The sequence below is a fragment of the Glycomyces rhizosphaerae genome (assembly GCF_042647865.1).
Classification (GTDB): Bacteria; Actinomycetota; Actinomycetes; order Mycobacteriales; family Micromonosporaceae; genus Glycomyces; species Glycomyces rhizosphaerae.
Genome location: NZ_JBHRWO010000022.1, coordinates 116,174 through 139,262, shown reverse-complemented (window position 1 = coordinate 139,262; position 23,089 = coordinate 116,174). Strand labels below are relative to the sequence as shown.

Annotated in this window: 22 protein-coding genes; 18 read left to right on the top strand and 4 right to left on the bottom strand. The window is 68.9% G+C overall.

Annotated elements, in window-relative coordinates:
* Positions 1 to 9: 9 nt before the first annotated feature.
* The 5 genes from ACFO8M_RS26305 to ACFO8M_RS26285 all read left to right on the top strand — a co-directional run bounded on the left by ACFO8M_RS26305 (position 10) and on the right by ACFO8M_RS26285 (position 5,470).
* Positions 10 to 621 (top strand): RNA polymerase sigma factor, encoded by a 612-nt coding sequence (locus ACFO8M_RS26305; RefSeq protein ID WP_387981013.1) that lies wholly within the window; start codon positions 10 to 12, stop codon positions 619 to 621.
* Positions 611 to 1,141 carry a carboxypeptidase regulatory-like domain-containing protein gene (locus ACFO8M_RS26300; protein ID WP_387981012.1) on the top strand — a complete coding sequence of 177 codons (531 nt, stop codon included), beginning with the start codon at positions 611 to 613 and terminating at the stop codon, positions 1,139 to 1,141. The genes ACFO8M_RS26305 and ACFO8M_RS26300 overlap by 11 nt, the downstream gene beginning before the upstream one ends.
* Before the next feature lie 91 nt (positions 1,142 to 1,232).
* A complete protein-coding gene (locus tag ACFO8M_RS26295) occupies positions 1,233 to 3,665 on the top strand; it encodes a CHAT domain-containing protein (protein WP_387981010.1) in 2,433 nt (810 codons plus the stop codon).
* 34 nt (positions 3,666 to 3,699) lie between these two features.
* The gene (locus ACFO8M_RS26290) at positions 3,700 to 4,977 is read left to right on the top strand and encodes an MFS transporter (RefSeq protein WP_387981009.1); all 1,278 of its coding nucleotides are present in this window, start codon (positions 3,700 to 3,702) and stop codon (positions 4,975 to 4,977) included.
* A 64-nt stretch (positions 4,978 to 5,041) separates the two neighbouring features.
* Positions 5,042 to 5,470 carry a protein-tyrosine phosphatase family protein gene (locus ACFO8M_RS26285; RefSeq protein WP_387981008.1) on the top strand — a complete coding sequence of 143 codons (429 nt, stop codon included), beginning with the start codon at positions 5,042 to 5,044 and terminating at the stop codon, positions 5,468 to 5,470.
* A 32-nt stretch (positions 5,471 to 5,502) separates the two neighbouring features.
* Here ACFO8M_RS26285 and ACFO8M_RS26280 read toward each other — a convergent pair whose 3' ends face one another.
* Positions 5,503 to 5,865, bottom strand: coding sequence for a hypothetical protein (locus tag ACFO8M_RS26280; protein ID WP_387981006.1), 363 nt, complete (start codon positions 5,863 to 5,865; stop codon positions 5,503 to 5,505).
* Positions 5,866 to 6,055: 190 nt separating this feature from the next.
* Positions 6,056 to 6,511, bottom strand: coding sequence for a helix-turn-helix domain-containing protein (locus ACFO8M_RS26275; protein ID WP_387981004.1), 456 nt, complete (start codon positions 6,509 to 6,511; stop codon positions 6,056 to 6,058).
* A 187-nt stretch (positions 6,512 to 6,698) separates the two neighbouring features.
* On the opposite strand from ACFO8M_RS26275, the gene ACFO8M_RS26270 reads away from it, so the two are divergent.
* The 9 genes from ACFO8M_RS26270 (at position 6,699) to ACFO8M_RS26230 (ending at position 16,454) form a co-directional block, all read left to right on the top strand.
* Positions 6,699 to 7,427: a DUF4129 domain-containing protein gene (locus tag ACFO8M_RS26270; protein WP_387981002.1), complete on the top strand. Its 729-nt coding sequence runs from the start codon at positions 6,699 to 6,701 to the stop codon at positions 7,425 to 7,427.
* A complete protein-coding gene (locus tag ACFO8M_RS26265) occupies positions 7,424 to 7,933 on the top strand; it encodes a hypothetical protein (RefSeq protein WP_387981000.1) in 510 nt (169 codons plus the stop codon). Before ACFO8M_RS26270 ends, ACFO8M_RS26265 begins: the two co-directional genes overlap by 4 nt.
* The gene (locus ACFO8M_RS26260; RefSeq protein WP_387980998.1) at positions 7,933 to 8,928 is read left to right on the top strand and encodes an AAA family ATPase; all 996 of its coding nucleotides are present in this window, start codon (positions 7,933 to 7,935) and stop codon (positions 8,926 to 8,928) included. Before ACFO8M_RS26265 ends, ACFO8M_RS26260 begins: the two co-directional genes overlap by 1 nt.
* The gene (locus tag ACFO8M_RS26255; protein WP_387980997.1) at positions 8,925 to 10,283 is read left to right on the top strand and encodes a DUF58 domain-containing protein; all 1,359 of its coding nucleotides are present in this window, start codon (positions 8,925 to 8,927) and stop codon (positions 10,281 to 10,283) included. Before ACFO8M_RS26260 ends, ACFO8M_RS26255 begins: the two co-directional genes overlap by 4 nt.
* Before the next feature lie 60 nt (positions 10,284 to 10,343).
* Positions 10,344 to 10,958, top strand: coding sequence for a hypothetical protein (locus tag ACFO8M_RS26250; RefSeq protein ID WP_387980995.1), 615 nt, complete (start codon positions 10,344 to 10,346; stop codon positions 10,956 to 10,958).
* A gap of 20 nt (positions 10,959 to 10,978) precedes the next feature.
* Positions 10,979 to 12,355, top strand: coding sequence for an NAD(P)/FAD-dependent oxidoreductase (locus tag ACFO8M_RS26245; RefSeq protein WP_387980994.1), 1,377 nt, complete (start codon positions 10,979 to 10,981; stop codon positions 12,353 to 12,355).
* Positions 12,356 to 12,428: 73 nt separating this feature from the next.
* Positions 12,429 to 13,118 carry an MtrAB system response regulator MtrA gene (gene mtrA / locus ACFO8M_RS26240; RefSeq protein ID WP_030155693.1) on the top strand — a complete coding sequence of 230 codons (690 nt, stop codon included), beginning with the start codon at positions 12,429 to 12,431 and terminating at the stop codon, positions 13,116 to 13,118.
* Positions 13,118 to 14,749, top strand: a complete 1,632-nt coding sequence (mtrB, locus tag ACFO8M_RS26235) for an MtrAB system histidine kinase MtrB (protein ID WP_387980993.1) — start codon at positions 13,118 to 13,120, stop codon at positions 14,747 to 14,749. The genes mtrA and mtrB overlap by 1 nt, the downstream gene beginning before the upstream one ends.
* A complete protein-coding gene (locus ACFO8M_RS26230; protein ID WP_387980991.1) occupies positions 14,733 to 16,454 on the top strand; it encodes an LpqB family beta-propeller domain-containing protein in 1,722 nt (573 codons plus the stop codon). Before mtrB ends, ACFO8M_RS26230 begins: the two co-directional genes overlap by 17 nt.
* Before the next feature lie 50 nt (positions 16,455 to 16,504).
* Here ACFO8M_RS26230 and ACFO8M_RS26225 read toward each other — a convergent pair whose 3' ends face one another.
* Complete coding sequence (locus ACFO8M_RS26225) at positions 16,505 to 16,732, bottom strand: DUF3107 domain-containing protein (RefSeq protein WP_387980990.1); 228 nt, start codon at positions 16,730 to 16,732, stop codon at positions 16,505 to 16,507.
* A 154-nt stretch (positions 16,733 to 16,886) separates the two neighbouring features.
* The gene (locus tag ACFO8M_RS26220; RefSeq protein ID WP_387980989.1) at positions 16,887 to 17,513 is read right to left on the bottom strand and encodes a TetR/AcrR family transcriptional regulator; all 627 of its coding nucleotides are present in this window, start codon (positions 17,511 to 17,513) and stop codon (positions 16,887 to 16,889) included.
* A 176-nt stretch (positions 17,514 to 17,689) separates the two neighbouring features.
* On the opposite strand from ACFO8M_RS26220, the gene ACFO8M_RS26215 reads away from it, so the two are divergent.
* The 4 genes from ACFO8M_RS26215 to moeZ all read left to right on the top strand — a co-directional run bounded on the left by ACFO8M_RS26215 (position 17,690) and on the right by moeZ (position 22,981).
* Complete coding sequence (locus ACFO8M_RS26215; RefSeq protein ID WP_387980987.1) at positions 17,690 to 19,789, top strand: hypothetical protein; 2,100 nt, start codon at positions 17,690 to 17,692, stop codon at positions 19,787 to 19,789.
* Positions 19,790 to 19,794: 5 nt separating this feature from the next.
* The gene (locus tag ACFO8M_RS26210) at positions 19,795 to 20,784 is read left to right on the top strand and encodes an alpha/beta fold hydrolase (protein WP_387980985.1); all 990 of its coding nucleotides are present in this window, start codon (positions 19,795 to 19,797) and stop codon (positions 20,782 to 20,784) included.
* Positions 20,785 to 20,851: 67 nt separating this feature from the next.
* Positions 20,852 to 21,691, top strand: coding sequence for a DUF3152 domain-containing protein (locus ACFO8M_RS26205; protein WP_387980983.1), 840 nt, complete (start codon positions 20,852 to 20,854; stop codon positions 21,689 to 21,691).
* 111 nt (positions 21,692 to 21,802) lie between these two features.
* Positions 21,803 to 22,981: an adenylyltransferase/sulfurtransferase MoeZ gene (gene moeZ / locus ACFO8M_RS26200; RefSeq protein ID WP_387980981.1), complete on the top strand. Its 1,179-nt coding sequence runs from the start codon at positions 21,803 to 21,805 to the stop codon at positions 22,979 to 22,981.
* Positions 22,982 to 23,089 lie beyond the last annotated feature (108 nt).

Here is a 23,089-nt window from a genome sequence, read left to right as displayed (position 1 = left end):
CCTGAATTCATGAACGCGACTTCAGCTCACTCGGTAGCGGTCGACTACGAACGGCACGCGCAGCTCTACACGGCTGCGCGTGCCGGGGACCGTGTCGCGCAGCGCATCCTGTTCGAGGAACTCAACGAGTTGCTCTGGCGGGCGGCCCGGCGCGCCGGCCTCGACCGCGACAGCGCCGCTGACGTGGTGCAGACCGCATGGCTCCGACTGTGGCGCACCGAGAACGGGCTGAACCAGCCGCGCGCGTTGACCAAGTGGCTGCTCACCACGGTCAACCGGGAGGCATGGAAGGTCGCCGGACACGCGAAGCGCGAAGTCGCCTCAGACCCGCTCGACATTCAGGAGCCGGTCATCGAGGGCATCGAAGACGGCATGGTCCGCGATGCCGAGCGCGAGGCCGTGCGCCGGGCGTTTCTTGCCCAATCAGAACGGTGCCGGCGACTGCTCGCCTTCATAGCGGCGGTCGCCCGGCCCGATTACGACCACATCTCCGAGGCACTCGGGATGAAAAGGGGGAGCATCGGACCCACTCGGGGCCGCTGCTTGGACAAACTGAGGAAGACGCTCATGGATGATCCGTCCTGGGCTTCAGGTGAGGAGCGGGATGCAGATGAAACCTGAGACTGGGAACCAGGGAGAGTTCGAACCGATGGACTCCTGCGACGAGCGGATTCTGTCGGTCATCAACGAACTGCACCATCGGGACGATCCGATCCCGAACGATCTGAATGAGCGAGTGCAGTTCGTGCTTGAACTCGAGGCATTGATGGACGCCAAAGTCGCTTCGGTGTTCCGCCCCGCTGAAACGGCACTGATGCGCGGGGACACCGAAATGACGGTGAACCAGGGAGATCCCGCCTCGATCACCTTCGACTGCGAGACAGTCACGGTGATGGTCACACCTCGGCCCTCCGCTGTTCAGGAAATCCGTCTCGACGGCTGGATAGGCCCTGAGGGGACCTATGCCGTCGAGCTCAGAAGCCCGCAGGGGACTCGGAGGGCTTCGACTGACGAGAGCGGAAGGTTCGTTCTCGAGGGCCTTCCCAATGACGAGATGTTCCAACTCGTGATTCGTCCCGGCGAAGTCCTGCAAAGGGAAGGGCTCCCAGCGGTGGTCGTGACACCGGCCGTTCGTCTGTAACATGTGAAGAATGCTTCATCGCGCTTGGCGTCTGTTCACACGTGGCCAGCGCTTGAACCGCCGAGGCCGTATCGCCGAATCGGCCGCGGTGTTGAGAGAGGCGCTAGACCTGCTCGACTGGGAACCTGCGCGTCTTCCCGAACCGGGCACTGCACGGGCACGGCTGACGGCGAAGATCATCATGGTGCTGTCGGTCGACCTGGCGCTCCTCGGAGATTCCGCGGAGGGGTTGCGGCTGCTCGACCTCGCGGACGGGTTCGTCGCCCCGGTCGACCGAGGCGTGCTGCTGCACCAGCGCGCCTACAACCTCTGGCAGAGCGGCCGGCTCTCCGACGCCTTGCGATGGTTTGAGGAGGCCGAGCCGCACCTGGCGGCGAACGGCCCCGACTACATGCACGCCGCCCTCTTCCACAACCGGGGTTCGCTCTGGCGCGACCTGGGCGAGCGGCACCGGGCACTCGAGGACATTCAACGTGCAATCGAGGTCTACAAGCGAGTCGACATTCCCATCAACCGGGCCAAGGCGATCCATATCGAGGCGCTGATCCGGCTCGACCTCGGCGAAGTCCACAAGGCCTTGAGCGGCCTGGACGAGGTTCGCGAGCAGTACCGGAGGTACGCACCGGAACTCGAGTCCTTCATCGACGGGTCGTATGCCGTCGCCCTGCTGCACGTCGGTCTGTGGCGGCAGTCGGCGGAACGCTGGGAGGCCGCGATCGCCACACAGCGGCTCGCCGGGGACCGCAGCAGCGCCGCCATCTCCGAATTCTGGCGGGCGGTGGCCGCATTCGAATGGGACAACTTCGAAGTGGCCGAGCAATGGGCACGCCGTGCGATGAACTCCCTATACGAGCAGGGCAATGAACCGATGGCGTTTCTGGCACGCCTCCTGATCCTCCAAGGGCAGTTCGATTCGAAGAACGAAGGGCCTGGTTTCGCGGACAAGGTGCAGCGGCTTTGCGATGCGCTCGAGCAGCGCGATTGGACGCTCAGACTCGGACAGGCGAAAATCCTGGCGATCCGCGCGAAGATCAGGGCGGGGGACCTCGACGGCATCGAGGAACTGCTGCAGGAAGAGCCGGGCGGTCCCGGATACGACGTACTGTCCGAGGGCCTGGCGCGCTGCCTGGCGACGGCGGAACTCGCGACCGCCCGCGGACTCGACCCCATGCCCGGGCTTCAGACCGGTCTCGACCTCCTCGACGAGTACCGGACCACGTTCGGGTCGGTCGAGTTCCAGGCGGGAGTCTCGGCACTCGGCGTCCAGTTGTCGAGCAAGGGCCTGACTCATACGACCAATCACGGCACCCCCGCCGACATGCTGCGATGGGCGGAGCGCTGCCGCGCACAGGCGCTGCGCATCCCGCCGGTCAAGTCGTCCGCCCACCCCGACGCGCTCGAGGCGCTCGGTCGCCTTCGGCAAGCACGTCAAGAACTCTGGGATCTCCAGGTCGAAGGTAAGGATGCCGCCGAGATACTCGCGTATGTCAGCGAACTCGAAGCCGAGATCCGCGACCACGACCGCGCCAAGCCCGGTCCGAGAGAACAGGCCGAGCGGATCGCGCCGGAAGAGATCCACGAGCTGGCGAGGTCTCGAGAAACCGCTGTGGTGAGCCTATTCGAAGTCGGCGGGATGGTTCGTGCGGTCCTCGCCGGTGGTGTGGCGCTGCGGCATGTGCAGCTCATGCCGCTCGCCGATGCGACTGAACTCGAACGACGGCTCGGCGCCGACCTCGATGCACTCAGACGGACGTTCCACCACCCGGAGCGCCTCCGGCAGAGCGTCGAAGGTTCCATGCGCCGAAATGCCGCCGCGCTGGCCGAAGGGATCTGGACACCGATCGCCGACTATGTCGGCGACCGGCAGGTCGTCATGATCCCGCACAGCAAACTCGCGTGGGTGCCGTGGCCGCTGCTTCCTCCGCTGCGGGGCCGCCCCCTGACGGTCGTCCCCTCAGCCGAAGTTTGGTGGCGCGCGGTTCATCGTCCCGCCGCGAACGGCCCCGCGCTCGTCGCGGCCGGGCCTCGGCTCGTCCGGGCGGACAGCGAGATCGCGTCGATCGGTGGCCTCTACCGTGACGCGAAGTTGATCCGCGCTGAGCGATCCGACCCCGAGGAGGTGCTCAAGGCCCTCGACGGCGCTTCGGTCGCGCACCTCGCCGCGCACGGGCACCATGAGCCGGACAACGTCCTGTTCTCTCGCTTGGATTTCGGGCTGGGTCCACTCAACGCGTACGAGCTTCTCGGGCTCGACCAGCCTCCCACGCAGGTGGTCTTGTCGGCGTGCGATCTCGGCCGCTCCACTGTCGAGGTCGGAAACGAGACGCTCGGCTTCACTGCCGCGCTCCTGCATGCGGGCACGTCGACCGTGGTGTCGAGCCTCGCCAAAGTCCCCGACGAGATGGCCGCCGAGATGATGATCGACTACCACCGCCGCTGCGCCGCAGGCGCGACTCCGGCCGAAGCCCTTGCGGCCGTGGGGGAGCACCGTCCCTGGCATCCCTTCGTCGCGTTCGGCGCCTGACCCCGCCCGCCATCTGTTGAGAAGGTCCGCCCTGATGACCGAACCCCGACCCGATTCCAAGCCCAGTCCCAAATCCATGTTCCGCAACCCCGACTACCGGAAGATCTTCGTCTCCGTCGGAGCGAGCCAGATCGGTCTGCAGGTCGCGTACTTCTCGATCTCGATCATCGCGGTCGTCGTCCTGGACCTCAGCGAGACCCAGATCGGGGTTCTGTACGCGATGGACCAGATCGCGCTGGTCATGTTCGGGCTGCTGGTCGGCGTCTGGGTCGACCGGATGCGGGACAAGCCGATCATCGTGGTCAGCGAGATCCTCAGAGCGGTGGTGATGTTGAGCGTCCCGGTCGCGTGGGCGCTCGACATGGTGACCGTCTGGCACGTCTACGCGGCGATGTTCCTGCTCGGGCTGACCTCGGTGTTCTTCGATGTCGCGCAGAACAGCTTCGTGCCCAGGCTGATCGACAACAAGCGCCTCGCCGGCGGCAACTCGCGGATCCAGGGGATTCGATCGGCCTCCGACACAGGCGGGCCGCTGGCCGCCGGTCCGCTGGTATCGCTGCTGACCGCTCCGGTCGCGATCATCGTGGCGGTGGTGTCGTTCGCAGTGTCGGCCTTCTCCGTCGCCCGGATCGAGTACCGCGAAGACGAACCGGAACTGCCCGAGAAGCCGCACCTCTGGGGCGAGATCGTCCAGGGCTTCAAGTTCATCTTCGGCGACACGATCCTGCGGAACATCGCCCTCGTGAGCGCCTGGTGCAACCTGTCGATCGGCGCCTTCCAAGCCATGCTCATGGTGTTCCTCATCCGCGAAGCGGGCCAGTCGAGCGAGGTCGCCGGGTTCGTCCTCGCGGGTTCCGGGGTCGGCGGCGTGCTCGGTGCGATGCTGGTCGGCCGCATCTCCAAGCGCGCGGGCGTCGGCCCGACCGCGATTGCGGCGCTGGCGATCTCAGGGCCGGGCATGGCGATCGTGGCCGCCTCCGGCCCCGGCTGGGGCGCTGCGGTGGCCTTCGCCGGGCAGGTCGTGTACGTGGCGGCGATCGTCGTGTTCAACGTGAACGTCATCAGCTACCGACAGGCGGTGACCCCGGACGACATGCAGGGTCGGGTCGGCGCGACGCAGCGCGTGATCTGCTGGGCCGGGCTGGTGGTCGGTTCGATCGTCGGCGGCCTCACCGGCGACCTGCTCAGCGCCCGCGTCGCCCTCCTGATCGCGGCCGCGATGCTCTTCGCCGGGTGCCTGCCGCTGCTGCGCACACCACTGCGGAGACTCCGGGAGATCCCCCAAGAAGACTCGCTGCTGGCCTCGCAATAGCAGCCCGGTACGTGATGCATTGCAGCCGATCTCCAAGTCGTTGCCGCGCAGTAGATTCCTGAGGATGAACCAAACCTGGGATCCCGCGGCCCCCGGCGTCCTGCGCCTGCCGTCCGGGCGCACCGTCCGCGGCCGCGGACTCGCCCGGCCCCTGCCGGACGGACCGACGCCGCAGTTCGCGCTCTACCTCCTCGGCAAGGAACCGCCCGCGGTCGCTTGGGAATCCAAGTGGATCCGCTGGCCGGACTTCCGGCTCCCGAGCGACAAGGCCGCCTTCGCCGAAGCCCTCCGCGAAGCCTGGGCCCGCGCCGCGACCGAACGCGTCGAATTCGCCTGCCACGGAGGCCACGGCCGCACCGGCACCGCCCTCGCCTGCCTCGCCATCCTCGACGGCGTTCCCGCAACCGAAGCGGTCGCCTTCATCCGCGAGCACTACGCCCAGAAAGCAGTGGAAACCCCCTGGCAACGCCGCTTCGTCACCCGCTTCGCCTGACTTACCCCCGCTGTGCCGGGCCGTTCGGCTGGTCAACTAAGACGGAGAGCTGCGGCGGCTTCAATTAGGCCGGATTGTTCGAGTTGCCCGAGAACGTCTTCGATGGTCGCAGGAGGCGTGCGGCGCAAGTCGGCAATGCGCTGCAGGCATCCCCACACGCGTTTTGCGTCGAGGTCAATCATTTCCAGGAGGAATTCGTCGGGACTCCATGCTTCGATTCCGAACGGAGCCAAGCACTCAGACGGGAAGTCCTTCAGATTGAAAGTGACGATGGTATTGGCGCGGCAGGCGATCGCCGCCGCGAGTACATGCCGGTCATCCTTGTCTGGGAGGTTGAGCGCATCGATCAGCGGTTCGTACCCTTCGACCAGGCAGTCCCGCAAGGAAGCGATCACGAGTTCCCGAAGCCGAAGGAGCTTCCCCGGCGGGATGTCCGAGTCCTCGTGAGCGCATTTTGCATCTCATCGAGGATCCGATCGGTCCATCGCGCCTGGACAAGGCCCTCCTGGGCGACACGGATGAGAATGTCGCGCAGCGTATTCGGATAGAGAACGTTCGCGTCGTATATCGCCCGAAGCGGCACAGTCAGGTCCCTAGCTCCTGGCCCAGCTCGCCGAGCTCGTCGACCGCTTTGCGACGATGTTCATCGTCGCGCCGCTGATAGGCCAGGATCTCGGCCAGCGGTACCCGTCGGTGCCTTCCGATCTTGCGATGTGGGATCTTCTCCTTCTCAAGGAGACGGATCATGTACGGCCGGGAGACCCCGAGAAGGTCTGCGGCCTGCTGTGTTGTCAGTTCGGCTTCGGAAGGAATGACCGATACGCCTCGCCCGTCGGCCAACTGGGTGAGGATCTGAGCAAACAGTGTCACCGTCGGTCGTGGCAGGATCAGCGAAGTCTGCCCGTGCTCCACGAGAATCTCGACCAGTTCGGTCTCATGCTGCTTCACGAGAAAGTCCTTGATTCGCCGAAGGGCGCGCTGAACCGTCTCGGCATCTACCTCTTCCGGCTGTACGGAGCTGACTATCAGGGGTCTAGTCATGCTGCACCTCCTAAATGAATTATACGAATCATTCGCAATAAACGCAACGCTACACGGCTATGTTCCTTGCATTCGGGATTTGCGCGCACCGACACGTTGTGCGCTTTGGGCTGGTAGGCGGTTGCAGCGTGGTTGGCATAGGGTGGGGCGCGTAACCCCGACCGTTGAGCACCCCTTGAGGTCCCGTATGGCGCAACCCGATACGCAGCGGCGTCGATCCGCGGTGATGCGGCGCTGGCTGCCGATCGTCGTGGTCGTGGCCGCGTTGCTGGTGGTCGGGTTGGCCGCGCAGGGGGCCGGGCTGCAGTGGGAGAAAGCGGAGCTTCCCGCGGCGACGGGCGAGGGGGAATCGCCCCCGGCGCAACAGGAGCCGACACCGGAGCTGCCCACCGAGCTGGGAACGGGCGAGCCGCGCGAGAGCTACACGCTGCCGTCCTGGGTCTCCTGGGTGGTACTCGGCCTGCTCGTGGGCGTCCCCGCGTTCTTCCTGCTGCTGTTCCTCACCCGCCGCCTCATCGAGTGGCTGGTCCACGCGCCGCCGAGCAGCGGCATCGGCGACCCCGAACCCGAATACCTGCACCGGGACTTCACGCTCGTCGAGGAGGCCGTCAACGCCGCGCTCGCCGAGATGAACCTCGGCACCGACCCCCGGGCGGCCATCATGGCCTGCTGGCTGCACTTCGAGCGCGCCTCCGAAGCCGTCGGCATCGAACGCGAATCCTCCGACACCCCAGCGGATCTCGTCAGGAAACTCCTGGTCCGGCACGAGCTCGACGGCGGCGCGCTGCGCCGGCTCTCCGAGGCCTACCTCCGGGCCCGCTACTCCCCGCACCAGGTCGGCGAGGCCGACCGCGACCAAGCCCGCGACGCGCTCATCGCGCTCCAGGCCCAGCTCGGCGTCAGGCAGGCCCGATGAACGAGTTCCTCGCGCCCTTCGGGCCCCTCAAGCTGTGGCCCGCGGTCGGAGCCGTCGCCCTGGCCTTCCTGTTCTGGGCCGCCGCCCTGATCTCGGGCGTCGACTTCGCGATCTGGCAACTGGTCCTGCTCGCCCTGGCCGGCCTGCTCGCCAACTCCGTGGTGAACGGGATGCGCGCCGACACCGAGCAGGCCCCGCCGATCGTCACCCGCGCGGTCAACGAACCCAGCTGGCGGCCCTTCTCCGAGGTCAACCGCTGGGAGGACCGGCTCATCTTCGCCGAGGCCAAACCCGGCCGCTTCGAAGCCACCAACGCGAAGCAGCAACTCGTCGAGGTCGCCTCCGAGCGCCTCCGACTGCGACGCGGCCTCTCGCTCACCGGCCAGCCGGACCAGTGCCGCGCCCTGCTCGGCGAGCCCGCCTTCCTGTTCCTCACCGAACCCACGCCCGACTGCCCGACCCCTCGGCAGCTCGGCGAACACCTGAAAGCCATCGAGGAGATTTAATGTCTGACGCCCCGTCCATCAGCCTCGACCAGGTCGCCGACCACGCGAGCGCGGTCCTCAAATCCGTCCAGACGGTCATCGTCGGCAAGGACGAGCCGCTGAGACTGGTGCTCGCCGGGATCCTCGCCGGCGGCCACATCCTCCTCGAAGACCTCCCCGGCCTCGGCAAGACGCTCACGGCCCGCTGCTTCGCCCAGAGCCTCGGCCTCGACTTCCGCCGCCTGCAGTTCACCCCCGACCTGCTGCCCGCCGACGTCACCGGTTCGCTGCTCTACAACCAGAAGAGCGGCGAATTCGTCTACCGCAAGGGCCCCGTCCACACCAACCTCCTCCTCGCCGACGAGATCAACCGGACGCCCCCCAAGACCCAGTCCGCCCTCCTCGAGGCCATGCAGGAGCGCCAGGTCTCGGTCGAAGGCGAGACCCACCTGCTGCCGAACCCGTTCACCGTCCTCGCCACCTCCAACCCCGTCGAGTTCGAGGGCACCTACCAGCTGCCCGAAGCGCAGCTCGACCGCTTCCTGCTCCGCGTCTCCTTCGGCTACCCCACCCCCGACGAGGAGTGGGAGGTCCTGCAGCGCCGCCTCTCACGCCGGGCCGAGACCGTGGACCTCGCGCCGGTCATCGACGCCCCCACCCTGGTCGCCATGCAGCGGGCCCTGGAGAACGTCACCGTCGAGGACTCCGTCGGCCGCTACATGGTCGCCATCACCGCCGCCACCCGCGGCCACGCCCAGGTCCAGGTCGGCGCCTCGCCCCGCGGGTCGCTCGCCCTGCTGCTCGCCTCGCGCGCGCTGGCCGTCCTCTCCGGACGCGACTTCGTGACCCCCGACGACGTCAAGGGCGTCGCTGGCGCGGCTCTGGCCCACCGCATCACCCTCAAGCCCGAGCTCTGGATGCGCCGCATCGATCCGGCCGCCGTCGTCGCCGACATCTGCCACGGCGTGGAGGCGCCGCAGACCGCTCAGGCCCCCACTTACACAGTTCCGCAATGAGTCTCGCCGGGAATCCCGCGCTCAACCTGCGCACCGACAACCCGCAGACGGTCCGCAAGGCGCCGACCGAGCCGCCCGTCACGTGGCGTCGCACGCCGGCCCTGACGCGGGCGGTCGCGCTCGTCGCCGTCTGCCTGCTCGTCGCGGTCGCGTTCGGCCGGATCGACCTCGTGCTCATCGCCACGCCCTTCGCCATCGGCACCGCGCTGCTCCTCCAGCGCCGGCCCACGCACCCGCCCGAGGCCAGGCTCGTCCCGCACGACGACGCGACCACCGCCGAAGGCGCGACCGCGGCCGCGAGCCTCACCGTCGTCAACCCCGAGCCGGTCCCGATCACCACGCTCGTCACGGCCGCCGCCGATCCCTGGATCGACCTGCACACCGGCAAGGGCGACTTCGCCGAACGCATCGGCGCCTCCTCCGGCCGCGACATGGTCGTCGCCGGGCGGGCCCGGCGCTGGGGCGGCCACCACCTCGGGCCGATCCACGTCCGTTCGATCGCGTGCGGGGGCCTGCTCGAGACCACCGTGCAGCGCCTGCCGGGCGCGACGGTCTGGGTCCTGCCGGTCCCCGACTGGTTCGACTCCGCCGAGTCCCTGCCGTTCGCCGACGGCGTCACGGGCGTGCACCGCTCCCGGCGCGGCGGCGACTCCGGCGAGCTCGCCGAAGTCCGCCTCTACCAGCCCGGCGACCGCCTGCGCCGCATCGACTGGCGCACCTCGATGCGCACCCAGGACCTCTACGTCAACGCCACCCTGTCCGAACGCGACACGGACGTGACCCTGGTCCTCGACCTCCAAGTCGAGGCCGGGGTCTCCGGCGGCCTGGACGGCGCCGCCTCGATCGCGGACCTCACCGTGCGCGCGGCCGGGGCCGTGGCCTCCCACTACGCCCTCCAAGGCGACCGCGTTGCCTGCGTCGAGTTCGGCGCGCGCGGCCGCCGTATGCGCGCCGGGGCCGGCAGGAGGCACGCCGCCGCGACGCTCCGCTGGCTCGCCTCGGTCGACATGCCGCCGGACCCGCTCCCGCCCTCGCCCGAGATGCTGCGTCGCCAGCTCGCCGGGCAGCGCAGCCTGAACGTGGTGTTCACACCGCTCTTGACCGACCGCTCGGTCGCCCTCATCGCCGCGATCGCCCGCGCCGGCCGGCCCGTGCTCTGCGTCGACACCCTCCCGCCGCACGTCTCGCCGCCTGACCGGACACATTGGACGCCCTACGCGGAGCGGCTGTGGCGGCTCGCGCGCGCCAACACCGTGATGGAGCTGCGCGACCTCGGCGTCGCGGTCGAGCCCTGGCAGGGTTCGGCGTCGCTCGACAACGTGCTCGCCGAACTCAACCGGAGGCGCTACCGATGAGCCCCGCCTTGACGAAGCTTGCGAGTCATAAATGAGCCCCTCGAAGCTTGCGAGTCATGAATGAGCGACGCCAGCCGCGGCCTCGTCCAGGCCCTCACCGACGGCGCCCGCGAGCGCCTCAAAGCCGGCAAGGCCGGCGGCGTCTCCTGGGCCCGGCGCGTCGCGCCCGCCCCGGTCGTGCTGCGCCTCGCTGTCGCGTTGTCGCTGTTCATCGCCGCCGAGCTGGCCGTCCCGCCTGAGTGGGCCGCCGCCGGAGGCTACGTCGCCGCCGCCGCGCTCTTCGCCCTTGCCGCGGCTCTGCTCCCGGCCGGGATCGCCCCGGTCGCCGCGATCCTGTTCGTCCTCGCCGCCTGGCTCCTCAGCAGTGCCATGGCGGACGGCGACGCTTCCCTGTGGACGACCACCGCCATCGCCTGCCTGCTGTATATCGCCCACGCCACGGCGGCCGTGACGCAACGATTCCGAACGACTACCGCAATGGACGGTGAGATCATCCTCACCTGGGCCCGCCACCTGGGGCTCGTCCTGGGGTCGACTGTGGTCGTCGCCGGCACCCTGGCCCTGTTCACCGCGTATTTCACCGGCCTGGCCGCCGGCCTCGTCATCGGGGCCGGAATCGTGGCAGCGGTAACAGTGATCTACGTCCTCGCGCGTTCACTACACAAGAACCCCTGAGTAAGGCCAGAATTGAGCGCGTGAAACGTATTGTCGTGATAGGTGCCGGTCACGTCGGTTTTTACGTTGCCGAACGCTTGAGCAAGCTCTTGAAGGGCGACATCAAGCGCGGTCAAGTGGAACTGATGGTCATCGACCCCAACCAGCACATGACCTACCAGCCGTTCCTGCCCGAGGCGGCTGCTGGATCCATCTCCCCGCGACACGGTGTTGTGCCGCTCCGACAGGCCCTCAAGCTCTGCACCATCCTCACCGGTGCGGTCACCGAGATCAAGCACGCCGAGCGCAAGCTCCTCGTGCAGCCTTTCGTCGGCCCCGCCCGCGAGATCGAGTACGACGAGGTCATCGTCGCCCCCGGCTCCGTCTCCAGGCCCCTTCCCATCCCCGGTCTGGCCGACACGGCCATCGGCATCAAGTCGATGGGCGAGGCCATCTGGCTGCGCAACCACGTGCTCCAGCGCTTCGACATCGCCGCCACGACCGAAGACCCGGACGTGCGCCGCAAGGCCCTGACGTTCCTCACGGTGGGCGGCGGCTTCGCCGGCGCCGAGACCCTCGGCGAGCTCGAGGACCTCACGGCGAACATCGTCAAGAACTACCCGATGCTCGACGCCGACGAGATCAAGTGGTACCTCGTCGAGTACGCGAACAAGATCCTGCCCGAGGTGGGCCCGGAGATGGGCGCGTACGCCGCCCGCCAGCTCACCAAGCGCGGCGTCGACATCCGCCTCGGCACCACCCTCAAGTCCTGCGAGGGCGGCCACGTCGTCCTCACCGACGGCGAGGAGTTCGACTCCGACACCATCATCTGGACCGCCGGGGTCATGCCGAACCCGGTCCTGAAGCAGTCGGACCTGCCGATCGGCCCGCGCGGCCACCTCGAGTGCAACACGCGCCTCCAGGTCGCCACCGGTGTCGAAGCCGGCAAGAACACCATCGGCGAGGTCGTCGAGGGCGCCTGGGGCGCCGGTGACTCCACGCAGGTCCCCGACACCTCGGACTTCCCGATGGACTGGTGCACGCCGTCGGCGCAGCACGCCGTCCGCCAGGCCCGCATCCTGGCCGACAACGTGTACTTCAAGCACGTCGGCCGCGAACTCAAGCCGTACGAGCACAAGTACATCGGCTCGGTGGCCGGCCTCGGCCTGTACAAGGGCGTCGCCAACACCTACGGCTTCAAGGCCAAGGGCCTGCTCGCATGGCTCATGCACCGCGGCTACCACCTGTCGCGCGTGCCCGGGACCGGCCGCAAGGGCCGGGTCCTCGCGGACTGGATCGTCGGCTTCTTCACGAAGCGCGAAATGGTCCAACTCGGTGAAATCCAGGCCGGCCGCGAGCCGTTCGAAGCCATCGCCGCAGGCACTGACCCCGCACGGGCCGTCAAGTCCGCCGGATAGTCGTTACAGTTAGAGCACCACGGGTAGACACCCGTGGTGCTTTAGCCTTTAGCGAGGTGGAAAACTGGTGTCCATGAGAGCACGTGTACTCGTCGTAGACGACGACCCGGCCCTGGCGGAGATGCTCGGCATCATCCTCCGGACCGAAGGCTTCACACCCACGTTCGTCACCGACGGGGAGAAGGCGCTCGCCGCGTTCAAGGAGCACCGACCCGACATCGTGCTGCTCGACCTCATGCTCCCGGGCATGAGCGGCATAGACGTCGCCAAGGCCATCCGCGGCGAGTCCGGCGTGCCCATCGTCATGCTCACCGCCAAGTCCGACACGGTCGACATCGTGCTCGGCCTCGAATCGGGCGCCGACGACTACATAGTCAAACCGTTCAAGCCCAAGGAGCTGGTGGCCCGCATCCGCGCCCGCCTGCGCCGCGGCGACGACGTCACGCCCGAACGCCTCGAGATCGGCAAGCCCGGCCTCCAGGTCCAGATCGACGTGCCCGCCCACCAGGTCACCCTCAACGGCGCCGAAGTCAAGCTCACGCCGCTCGAGTTCGACCTGCTCGTGGCGCTCGCCCGGAAGCCGCGCCAGGTCTTCACCCGCCAGGTCCTCCTGGAGCAGGTGTGGGGCTACCGGCACTCGGCCGACACGCGCCTGGTGAACGTCCACGTCCAGCGCCTGCGCGCCAAGATCGAGCCCGACCCCGAGCGCCCCCAGCTCATCCAGACCGTGCGCGGCGTCGGGTACAAGGCCGGATTGGGCTAGTGGGATCGGATCGGAGCCGGACTCGCGAGAGGCCGGCTTGGCTCCGGCGTCTCGCCCAAGGCGCCGGCCGCTTCGCGGGCCGCGTCTCCCGGCCGCTGGTCGACCGCTTCCGCGCCTCCCTGCAGCTGCGCGTGGTCTCCTCGACCCTGATCGCCTCCACGATCCTCGTCCTCATCTTCAGCTTCGTGGTGGCCGGATCGGTCACCTCGGGCCTCCTCGACGAACGCCAGGAGACGGCGATCGAAGAGACGCAGAACGCCGCCAACCGCGCCGCCGCGCAACTGGGCACCTTCACCTCCGCGTCCGACAACACGCTGCCCGCGACCATGCAGCGGATCGTGGACGAGCTCGGCCAGGACCCGGTCTTCTCGCCGTACATCATGCTGCGCACCGCCGAAGGGGACGTGACCAAGACGCACCCGATCTCGGGCGGCGCCGAGCCGAGCGCGGCGCTCCAGGAGACCGTGGGCGAAGGCAAGGTCGCGACCCAGTACGGCGAGTTCGCGATCGACGGCGACGAGGAGACCATGCCGTACCTCGTCGTCGGCTCGTACATCGACCTGAACTTCGGGTACGAGATCTACGCGTTCTACCCGCTCGAATCGCAGCAGGAGGCCATCAGCCTCCTCCGCACCAACCTGGCCCTCGCCGGGGTCGCCCTCGTGCTGCTCCTCGGCGTCATCGCCGCGCTCGTCACGAGGCTCGTGGTCACGCCCGTGCGCGAGGCCGCCCGCACGTCGCAGCGCCTGGCCGCCGGGCTGCTCCACGAGCGCATGGAGGTGCGCGGGTCCGACGACCTGGCCCGTCTCGCCGGCTCGTTCAACCTCATGGCCGAGAACCTCCAGAGCCAGATCCGCAGGCTCGAGGAGATGTCGATGATGCAGCGGCGCTTCACCTCCGACGTCTCGCACGAACTGCGCACCCCGCTGACCACCATCCGCATGGCCGCCGACCTGCTGTACGACAACCGCGACGACTTCGACGCGGTCACGAAGCGCTCGGCCGAGCTCCTCCAGCACGAGATCGACCGCTTCGAGGACCTGCTCCAGGAGCTGCTGGAGATCTCCCGCTTCGACTCCGGGTTCGCCTCGCTCGAAGTGGAGGCCGTGGACGTCGGCCGCATCGCCGAGGACGTCGTGGAGGGACTGGCCAGCCTCGCCGACGAATGCGGCGTCGAGGTCGACGTCGCCAAGCCCGACCGCCGCGTGATCGCAGAGGTCGACCCGCGCCGCGTCCACCGCATCCTGCGCAACCTCGTCTCGAACGCGATCGAGCACGCCGAAGGCCGGCCCGTCGCGATCACCGTCGCCGAGAGCGAGACGGCGGTGGCCGTCGCCGTGCGCGACCACGGGGTGGGCCTCAAGCCCGGACATGCCGACCGCGTCTTCGACCGGTTCTGGCGCGCCGACCCCTCCCGCAACCGCAAGACCGGCGGTACCGGTCTGGGCCTGGCCATCAGCCTCGAGGACGCGAAGCTCCACTCCGGCACCCTCCAGGCCACCGGCGAGGCGGGCGAGGGCACCCTGTTCGTGCTCACCCTCCCGCTGCAGTCCGGGAACCGGGTCATCAACTCGCCGATCCCGCTGCGACTCGAGCGGACGAAGGAGGCCCCGCATGCGACGCAGGACTAGCCTCGCCGCCGCAGCCGCGTTGAGCGCCGCTTGGGCCCTGGCCGCTTGCGGCATCCCGACCGACAAGTCGCCTGAGGTCGTCGGCGACGCCCCCACCGACTTCGACTCGTCCACGGGGGCCAACCCGGAGACGTTCGCGCCGACGACCGACGCCGCGGGGACCGTCGAGAACTTCCTCAGGGCCGCCGCGGGCGACCCGGCCAGCACCAACGACCGCCTCAACAGCTTCACGGCGAGCGGTGATGCGCAGTTCTCCGGCGCCAAGGAGGGCATCCGCCTCGTCGCCGGCCTCGCCTTCGCCGTCGACGCGAACGACCTCTACTCGGCCACGGTCTCCGTGACGGGCTCGGTCGTCGGCACGTACAACGAAGACGGCTCGGTCCGCATGAACCCGAGCCCCAGCGGCTACAGCGAGACCTTCACCCTCCAGCGCGCGCAGACCCAGGACGCGTGGGAGATGAGCACCCTGCCCGTCCAGGTCGCGCTCGACTACGACTACTTCGGCGAGGCCTACGTGCAGGCCCCGATGTACTACCAGGCCGGACAGGCCGAACTCCTCGTCCCCGACCTGCGCTGGATCTACGCCGAGCTCGACGTCGAGACCCGCCAGCGCCTGCTGTTCGAGTGGATGATGGTCCTGGGGCCCTCGGATTTCGCCAGGCAGTCGGGGAGCGACGCGATCCCGAGCGGCACGAACGGCAAGATCACCCCTTCGGACGGAGACGTCGAAGTCGACCTCTCGCTCGGCGAGGCCATCGATGACGAGACCGCTCAGGCGATTGCCGCGCAGCTCGTCTGGAGCCTCGGCGTCGACGGCGAATTCAAGCTCACCACCGACGGCGAGACCAGGGCCGAGGGCGAGGCGGCGCAATGGCGCAACTGGAACGCCATCCCGCCCGACCTGCCCGAGACCGCCTACTTCATCGCGAACGACGAAGTGTGGGAGTACACGACCGACGGGAAGGTCACCACGGAGTCCGCCGCCCACCCGTGGGTCGGGTTCAGTGCCGCCGGCCTGCGGCAGGTCGCGATCGGTCCCGGCGACAAGATCGCCGCGGTCGTGGCCGGATCGGGAGGCGAGGTCCTGCAGATCGGCGCTTCCCCTTCGGCGATGCGTTCCATCACGGGCCTGAACGGTGAGCTCGAGGATCCGCAGTGGCTCGACGGGGACCGAGTGCTCGTCATCGTCGACGGCGTGCCGATGCTCGTCGTCCCGGCCACCGGGGCGACGCAGCAGTTGGGCGTGGGGGACCAGCTGACCGCGATGACGCTCGCGGCGGACGGGCGGCGCCTGGCGTACGTCGAGGACGGCCTCGCGTGGGTGGTTCCGCTGGGCCTCGACCCGGACGGGAACCTCACGGTGGGCGATGCGCGGCAGATCGGCCCGGACATCGAGGACGTGTCCGACGTGGCCTGGAGCTCTGAGAACTTCCTGTGGGTGGCCGGGAAGCGGGACGACGACAAGCTGTTCCGGGTCGCGATCGACAATTCGCAGGCCAGGGCGCAGACGGGGACCGAGCCGTTCCCGCAGATCACGGAGATCGCGGCGAACCCGGCGGCCCCGGAGAACACGGTTCCCGGCCGCGGCGAGCCGGTCATCATCGTGGCGAACTCGACCCTGTGGCGGGTCTTCAATGCCGGCCCGAACGAGGTGACCAACGAGGGCGAGCCGGTGGGCGGCACCGCCCCGTTCACCGTCCTGTAGCGATGCGAAAGGCCCGGAGCATCGCTCCGGGCCTTTGCGGCGCTATTGCCCTACTTGTCGACGGTGAAGCCAACGGACCGCACGTTGGTCGCGGCGACCTCGACGTAGGCGATCTTCTCGACGGGGATGTACACCTGACGGCCCTTGTCGTCCTCGAGATGGAGCACGCCGCCGTTCGAGACGGCCTGCTCGATCGTCTCGGTCAGGTCCTTCGGCGACAGCTTGCTCTCCAACACCAGTTCGCGTGGGGCGTACTGGACACCGATCTTGACCTCCACGGGCCCTCCTCAATCGAAATACTGTGACGTCTCTACGGTTGCAAGACTACTCGCGGGGCTCGCGGGGGACCGGCACCGCGCAGTGCGCCGAGAGCGAACGGGGCCGGGCCCAGAACGTGGCAGGGCTCACGTGAATCGCTTCGACGAGCCGTGACTACTGGTGCTCGGCTTCGCCTTCGCGCGGGAAGTGCGAGATGCCCCGCCAAGCGAGGGTGCTCATGAGCTGTACGGCCTCGTCCTTGGGGATGGCGCGGTCGGAGGCGATCCATTTGCGCGCCGAGATCTCGGCGATGCCCAGCAGGCCGGTCGCGAGCAGTTCGGCGCGGGCCTTGTCGACGTGCGTGTCGCCCATGATGGTCTCGGCCATCGCGGCCACGCAGTCGGCCTCCATCTTCAGGACCCGCTCGGACACTTCGGGGTCGTTGCGCTGGTCGGACTCGAAGACGAGCCGGAACGCCTCGCCCTGCGCGTCCACGAATTCGAAGTAGGCCCGCATGGCGCGGTTGACCCGCTCTTTATTATCCTCAGTGGACTCAAGGGCATGGCGCACCTGCCCGACCAGTTCGGCCGCGCGCCCGTCGAGCAGTGCCAGGTACAGCTCCAGTTTCGACGTGAAGTGCTGGTACAGCACGGGTTTCGAGACCCCGGCGTTCTCGGCGATGTCGTCCATGGAGGTGCTGTGGTACCCCTTGGAGACGAAGACGTCCTGGGCGGCCCGCAGCAGCTGCGCCCGGCGTTCGCTTCTGGGCAGTCGGACCCGGCCCTCACCAGCGCTGTTCACTCCGGCACCTCTCCTCGGCTCATGTCGCCCATCCGTCAGTCGCCCGCTCTTGCGACCCGAACGAAGTTTACGGAAACCTGAATACAGTCTCCCAGCGTACGGGGGCGACAAACGCGGGTTCGAGTCACTGGCCGCGCCACGGTACCTTGAGGGCGGGAATATGAAGGAGTTGTCTAGTGGTGTATGACCAGAACCGACCGGATGAGCCGCAGCGTCCGAGCGGGGAGGACCGGCCCGCCCGCAGGCGCATCGGCAGGTCGTGGGGCCCGCCCGCCGAGGAGGCTCCCGAGCCCGCCGAAGAGGCGCGGCAGGGGATGGGGCAGTCGCCGGAGCAGTACCGGTTCGACCCGGACCGGGGACGGCGCCACCGCTACAGCGAGGATCCGACCGGCCAGGTGCCGGTCGAGATCGCCGAGACCGGCCCGATGGTCCCGGCCACGCGTCGTCCTTCTCCCGGCGAGCAGTTCGAGCCGATCCCGCCCGCCCCGCAGCATTCCCAAGCGCCCCAGAACTTCTCGGGCGAGCAGCAACAGCAGCAGTCGCCGTTCGCGCCGCCGTCCATGAACGCCGCGTCGCCGCCGAACCAGGACCACGGCGCGCCTCCCCAGCAGGACTTCGGTGCGCCGCAACAGCACCCGGGCTACAGCGCCCCGCCCATGCCCGGCGACTACGCGCCCCAGCAGCACCCCAACCCGGGCCCGCCGCAACCGAATCAGGAGTTCGCACCGCCAGGTGCGAACCATGAGTACAGTGCGCCGCCAGGTGCGAACCAGGAATACATCGCACCGCCGAGCGCCAACGGCGCGGCGCCGGCCGCGAACCAGGAGTTCAGTGCGCCGCCCGTCCAGGACCAAGGCGCGCAGCAGCAGTACTACTCCGCCCCGCACCAGGCCCTGCCGAGCGCACCGCCCGCCAACCCGCAGTTCGCGCCGCCGGGCGTGAACCAGGAGTACAGCGCGCCGCCGGGCGTGAACCAGGAGTACAGCGCGCCGCCGGGCGTGAACCAGGAGTACAGCGCGCCGCCAGGCGTGAACCAGGAGTACAGCGCGCCGCCGGGCGTGAACCAGGAGTACAGCGCGCCGCCAGGCGTGAACCAGGAGTACACCGGGCAACTGCCGGGCGCGAATCAGGAGTTCAGCCCCTCGCCCGCGCCGCAGCAGTTCAACGCCCCCCGCGCGAACCAGGAGTTCATCGCGCCTCCCAGCGCCAACGGCGCGACCCCCGGTGCGACCCAGGAGTACAGCGCGCCAGCCCACGACCGCAGCGTGCCGCCCGCGCCCGCCACTCCGCAGGAGCCCCCGGCACCGCCCGCGGCACCGGAGGCGCCTCAGGAACCGGCCGGAACCGCGCCGACTCCCGCGCAGCAGCACCCGCAGCAGCAGACCGGCCCGATCGCCGTCCCGCAACAGGCCCCGCCGCCCACCACGAGCGCGCCCGCCCCGCAGCCGCCGATGGGCGCCGACCAGCAGACCGAGCAGTTCCCGATCGTGCAGCCCGCGCCGCCGGTCACCGAGGTGTCGCCCGCAGCGGTCCCCAGCCCGCCCGTCACCGAGCAGGCCCCGCTGCGCACGCCCCCGGCGAACCGCCCGCCGCTCGCCGAGCCCACCCCTCCCGCGACAGTGGAAAAAGACGTGAACGACCCCGAATCCGCGAGACTCGTCGACGCCGTGCGCCAGGTCCCCGGCGTCCGCGACGCCTTCCACGTGACCGCCCCTGACGGCGCTTCCAGCCTGCGCCTCGAACTCGAGGACGGCGTGGACCCCGACGAAGTCCACGCGGTGGTCTCCGCCGTCGTCAACGAGCAGCGCGCCGTCGAGCCCGGGCCGCAGTCCTCCGATGAGCCGGAGGTCCACGACCAGGTCGAGTCGCCTTCGTCCGAGATCGACGTGGCGAAGGTCGGCCCGGTCGAGCTGCGCCGCGTCGAGATCGAGTCCGCCGGGCTCGAAGCCGAGGTCAGCGTCACGCTCGCGCTCGGCGACGCCGAGTCCACCGGCAAGGTGGCCGTCCCGCCGATCGACTGGCACATCCAGCACGCCGCCGCCGCGGCCACGGTCGAGGCCCTGCGTCCCCGGCTCGGCGCGAGCGACATCCGCGTCGAGGTCGAGCACGCCTCGATCGTCCCCACTGGACCGGTGAAGACCGCCGTCGTCGTCATCCTCTGGCTCGACGGCCGTTCCGTGCGCCGCCTCTCGGGGGCCGCGGTGGTCACCGCCGAACGGTCCCGCGCGGTGGTTTCGGCTACATTGGGCGCGCTGGCCGACGAAGTGTCACACTAGGTCCCATGAAACGGGCACGGCTGGCCGAGGCGGGCGGGGTTCGCAATCCGACCCGCCCCCACCCGCCGTTCCCGGGTATGGAACACCAGCTCAGCCGCCGCCGCCTCTTCATCCGGCACACGCCGGCGACCGCGCCCGGCGCCGAGCCCGCGGTGTTCGTCCACGGGCTCGGCGGTTCCGCGCAGAACTGGACGGACCTCGCCGACGCGCTCTCGGACCACCTCGCGGTCGACGCGATCGATCTGCCCGGTTTCGGGCATTCGGCCCCGGCCCCGCGCGTCACGATCCCGCTCCTGGCCCAGGACGTCGCGGCCTGGATCATCGAGTCCGGCCGCGCCCCCGTGCACCTCGCGGGCCACTCGCTCGGCGGCGCCGTCTCGGTCTACCTGGCCGCCACCCGCCCGGGGCTGGTCCGCTCCCTGACGCTGGTCTCGCCGGCGATGCCGTTCGCGAACCCGCGCCGTTCGCACCAGTCGCGCTTCGTGCCGATGCTCGCGGTCCCGCGCATGGCCTGGTTCGCCGACCGCGCCATGCGGTCGCGCACCCCGGAGCAGGTCGTGGACGACATCGTCCTCGGCACCTGGCAGGACCCGTCGACGATCCACCCGCAGCGCCGCCGCGAGGCGATCGCCGAGGCCCGCCGCCGCCTCGCCGTCCCCTGGAACTCGCGCGCGTACATCCAGACCTACCGGGGCCTGATGGCCTCGTTCTTTCAGGCGTTCGTGCCCGGCACGCACTCGCTGTGGCGGCTCGCCAAGGACGTCCAGTGCCCGACGCTCGTCATCTGGGGCAAACAGGACAAGGTGATCGACGTGCGCCAGGCCCCGCCGACCGCGCTCGCCATCGCCGATTCGCGGCTGCTCATCCTGGACCAGACCGGGCATGTGGCGATGATGGAGCGCCCGCAGGCCGTGGCGCGCGCGATGGTCGCGATGCTCGAGGAATCCCATGCGGCCGCACCTGACTCGACAGATGATGCTTTGTCCGTAATGTGAACACTGAGCCGCCACTTCAACCTCAGGTGTCGGCCCGCGGCGGCTCAGTCTGTCTTAGACTCGGCAGGTGGCAGAGGGACGGCTGGAACGCAATCGCAGGCTCCGCAAGCGGCGCCGATTCGTGTTCTTCGCGATCCTGATCCTCATGGCGGGCGCCGGCCTGTACTTCGCGTTCGGCATCGGCGACACCGAGACGCCGCAGGCGCTCGACGAGGACCGGGTCGCGCCGACCACGGTCGCCGACCCGTCCACCGCAGAGGACCCCGCATCCGAGCTCGAGGCCGAAACCGTGGCCACGCCGCTGTACTTCTCCGGCACGGGCACCTGGAGCTATGCCACCCCGGTGAGCAACGCCGTCGTCGGCAACGCGGGCACCCTCCTGAAGTACGACGTGGCCGTCGAGAACGGCCTCGAACTCGACGCGACCGAGTTCGGCGACTTCGTGAACGCGACCCTCGCCGACGCCCGCTCCTGGACCGCCGGGGGCGCTTGGCGCTTCCAGCAGGTCCCCCAGGGCGGCGGCGCCGACTTCACGGTCTACCTCGCCAGCCCCGAGCAGCGCGCGATCCTGTGCGGCTCCCAGAACACGACGGTCTCGTGCCGCAACGGCGACAACGTCGTCATCAACTCGGCCCGCTGGATCACCGGTGTCGAGCACTGGGACGGCACCCTCGACACCTACCGCCAGTACGCGGTGAACCACGAGGTCGGCCACCGGCTCGGCCACGGCCACGAGGTCTGCCCCTCCGACGGCGAGCTCTCGCCGGTGATGGCCCAGCAGACCTACCAGCTCGCCGGCTGCGTCGGCAACGCCTGGCCCTTCCCCGACGGCTCGACCTACGTCGCCGGGCCGGCCGGCGACTACAGCGGCCCCGAGCTCCCGCCGGACGACTTCATCGACCGCTGAACGACCGTCCGGTGTTCCGGATGATGAGACGATCCGTCTCATGCGGGTGAAGAACCGCACATCGCGCTTCCCAGTGGAATATCCACCCCGTGGACATGCATTATTGACAATATGAGTTTGCCGCCGCTGGTCGAACCAGCCTCAGAGCTGTCGGTCGACGAGGTGCGCCGCTATTCGCGCCACCTCATCATCCCCGACGTCGCCATGGACGGTCAGAAACGACTCAAGAACGCCAAGGTGCTCTGTGTGGGCGCGGGCGGCCTCGGGTCTCCCGCCCTGATGTACCTGGCCGCCGCCGGTGTCGGCACGATCGGCATCGCCGAGTTCGATACCGTCGACGAGTCGAACCTCCAGCGCCAGATCATCCACGGCCAGTCCGACATCGGCCGCCCCAAGGCCGAGTCCGCCGCCGCCTCGATCCGCGAGATCAACCCGTACGTCAACGTCGTCATCCACAACACGGTGCTCGACAACGACAACGTGTTCGAGATCTTCGGGCAGTACGACCTCATCGTCGACGGCACCGACAACTTCGCCACCCGCTACATGGTCAACGACGCGGCCGTGCTGCTCGGCAAGCCGTACGTGTGGGGCTCGATCTACCGCTTCGACGGCCAGGCCTCGGTCTTCTGGGCCGACCAGGGCCCGTGCTACCGCTGCCTCTACCCCGAGCCCCCGCCGCCCGGCATGGTCCCGAGCTGCGCCGAGGGCGGCGTGCTCGGCGTCCTCTGCGCCTCGATCGGCTCGATCCAGGTCACCGAGGCCATCAAGCTCCTCACCGGCATCGGCGACCCGCTCGTCGGCTCGCTCATGGTCTACGACGCGCTCGAGATGACCTACCGCAAGATCAAGGTCCGCAAGGACCCCAACTGCGCGGTCTGCGGCCCGAACGCCACCGTCACCGAACTCATCGACTACGAGGACTTCTGCGGTTCAGTGACCGACGAAGCCGCGGAGGCCGTCATCGGATCCACCATCACCGCCCGTGAACTCGAGACGTGGATCAAGGAAGGCCGTGACATCGACCTCATCGACGTGCGCGAGCCCGCCGAGTACGAGATCGTGCGCATCCCCGGTTCCCGGCTGATCCCCAAGGGCGACATCGTCTCCGGTGCCGCGCTGAGCCAGCTGCCGACCGAGAAGCAGGCCGTCTTCTACTGCAAGGCGGGCGTCCGCTCTGCCGAGGCCCTGGCCGCGGCGAAGGCCGCCGGCCTGAAGAACGCCGTCCACGTCCAAGGCGGCGTGCTCGGCTGGATCAACCAGGTCGACCCGAGCTTGCCGACCTACTAGAACCAGAGCAACGAAGGGCGTGCGGTCACCGACTGCACGCCCTTTGTCACGCTTTATGGTTGCCTCAGGCGGTTATGAGATTTCGGACCCTGTTCCTCAAGGATTTCC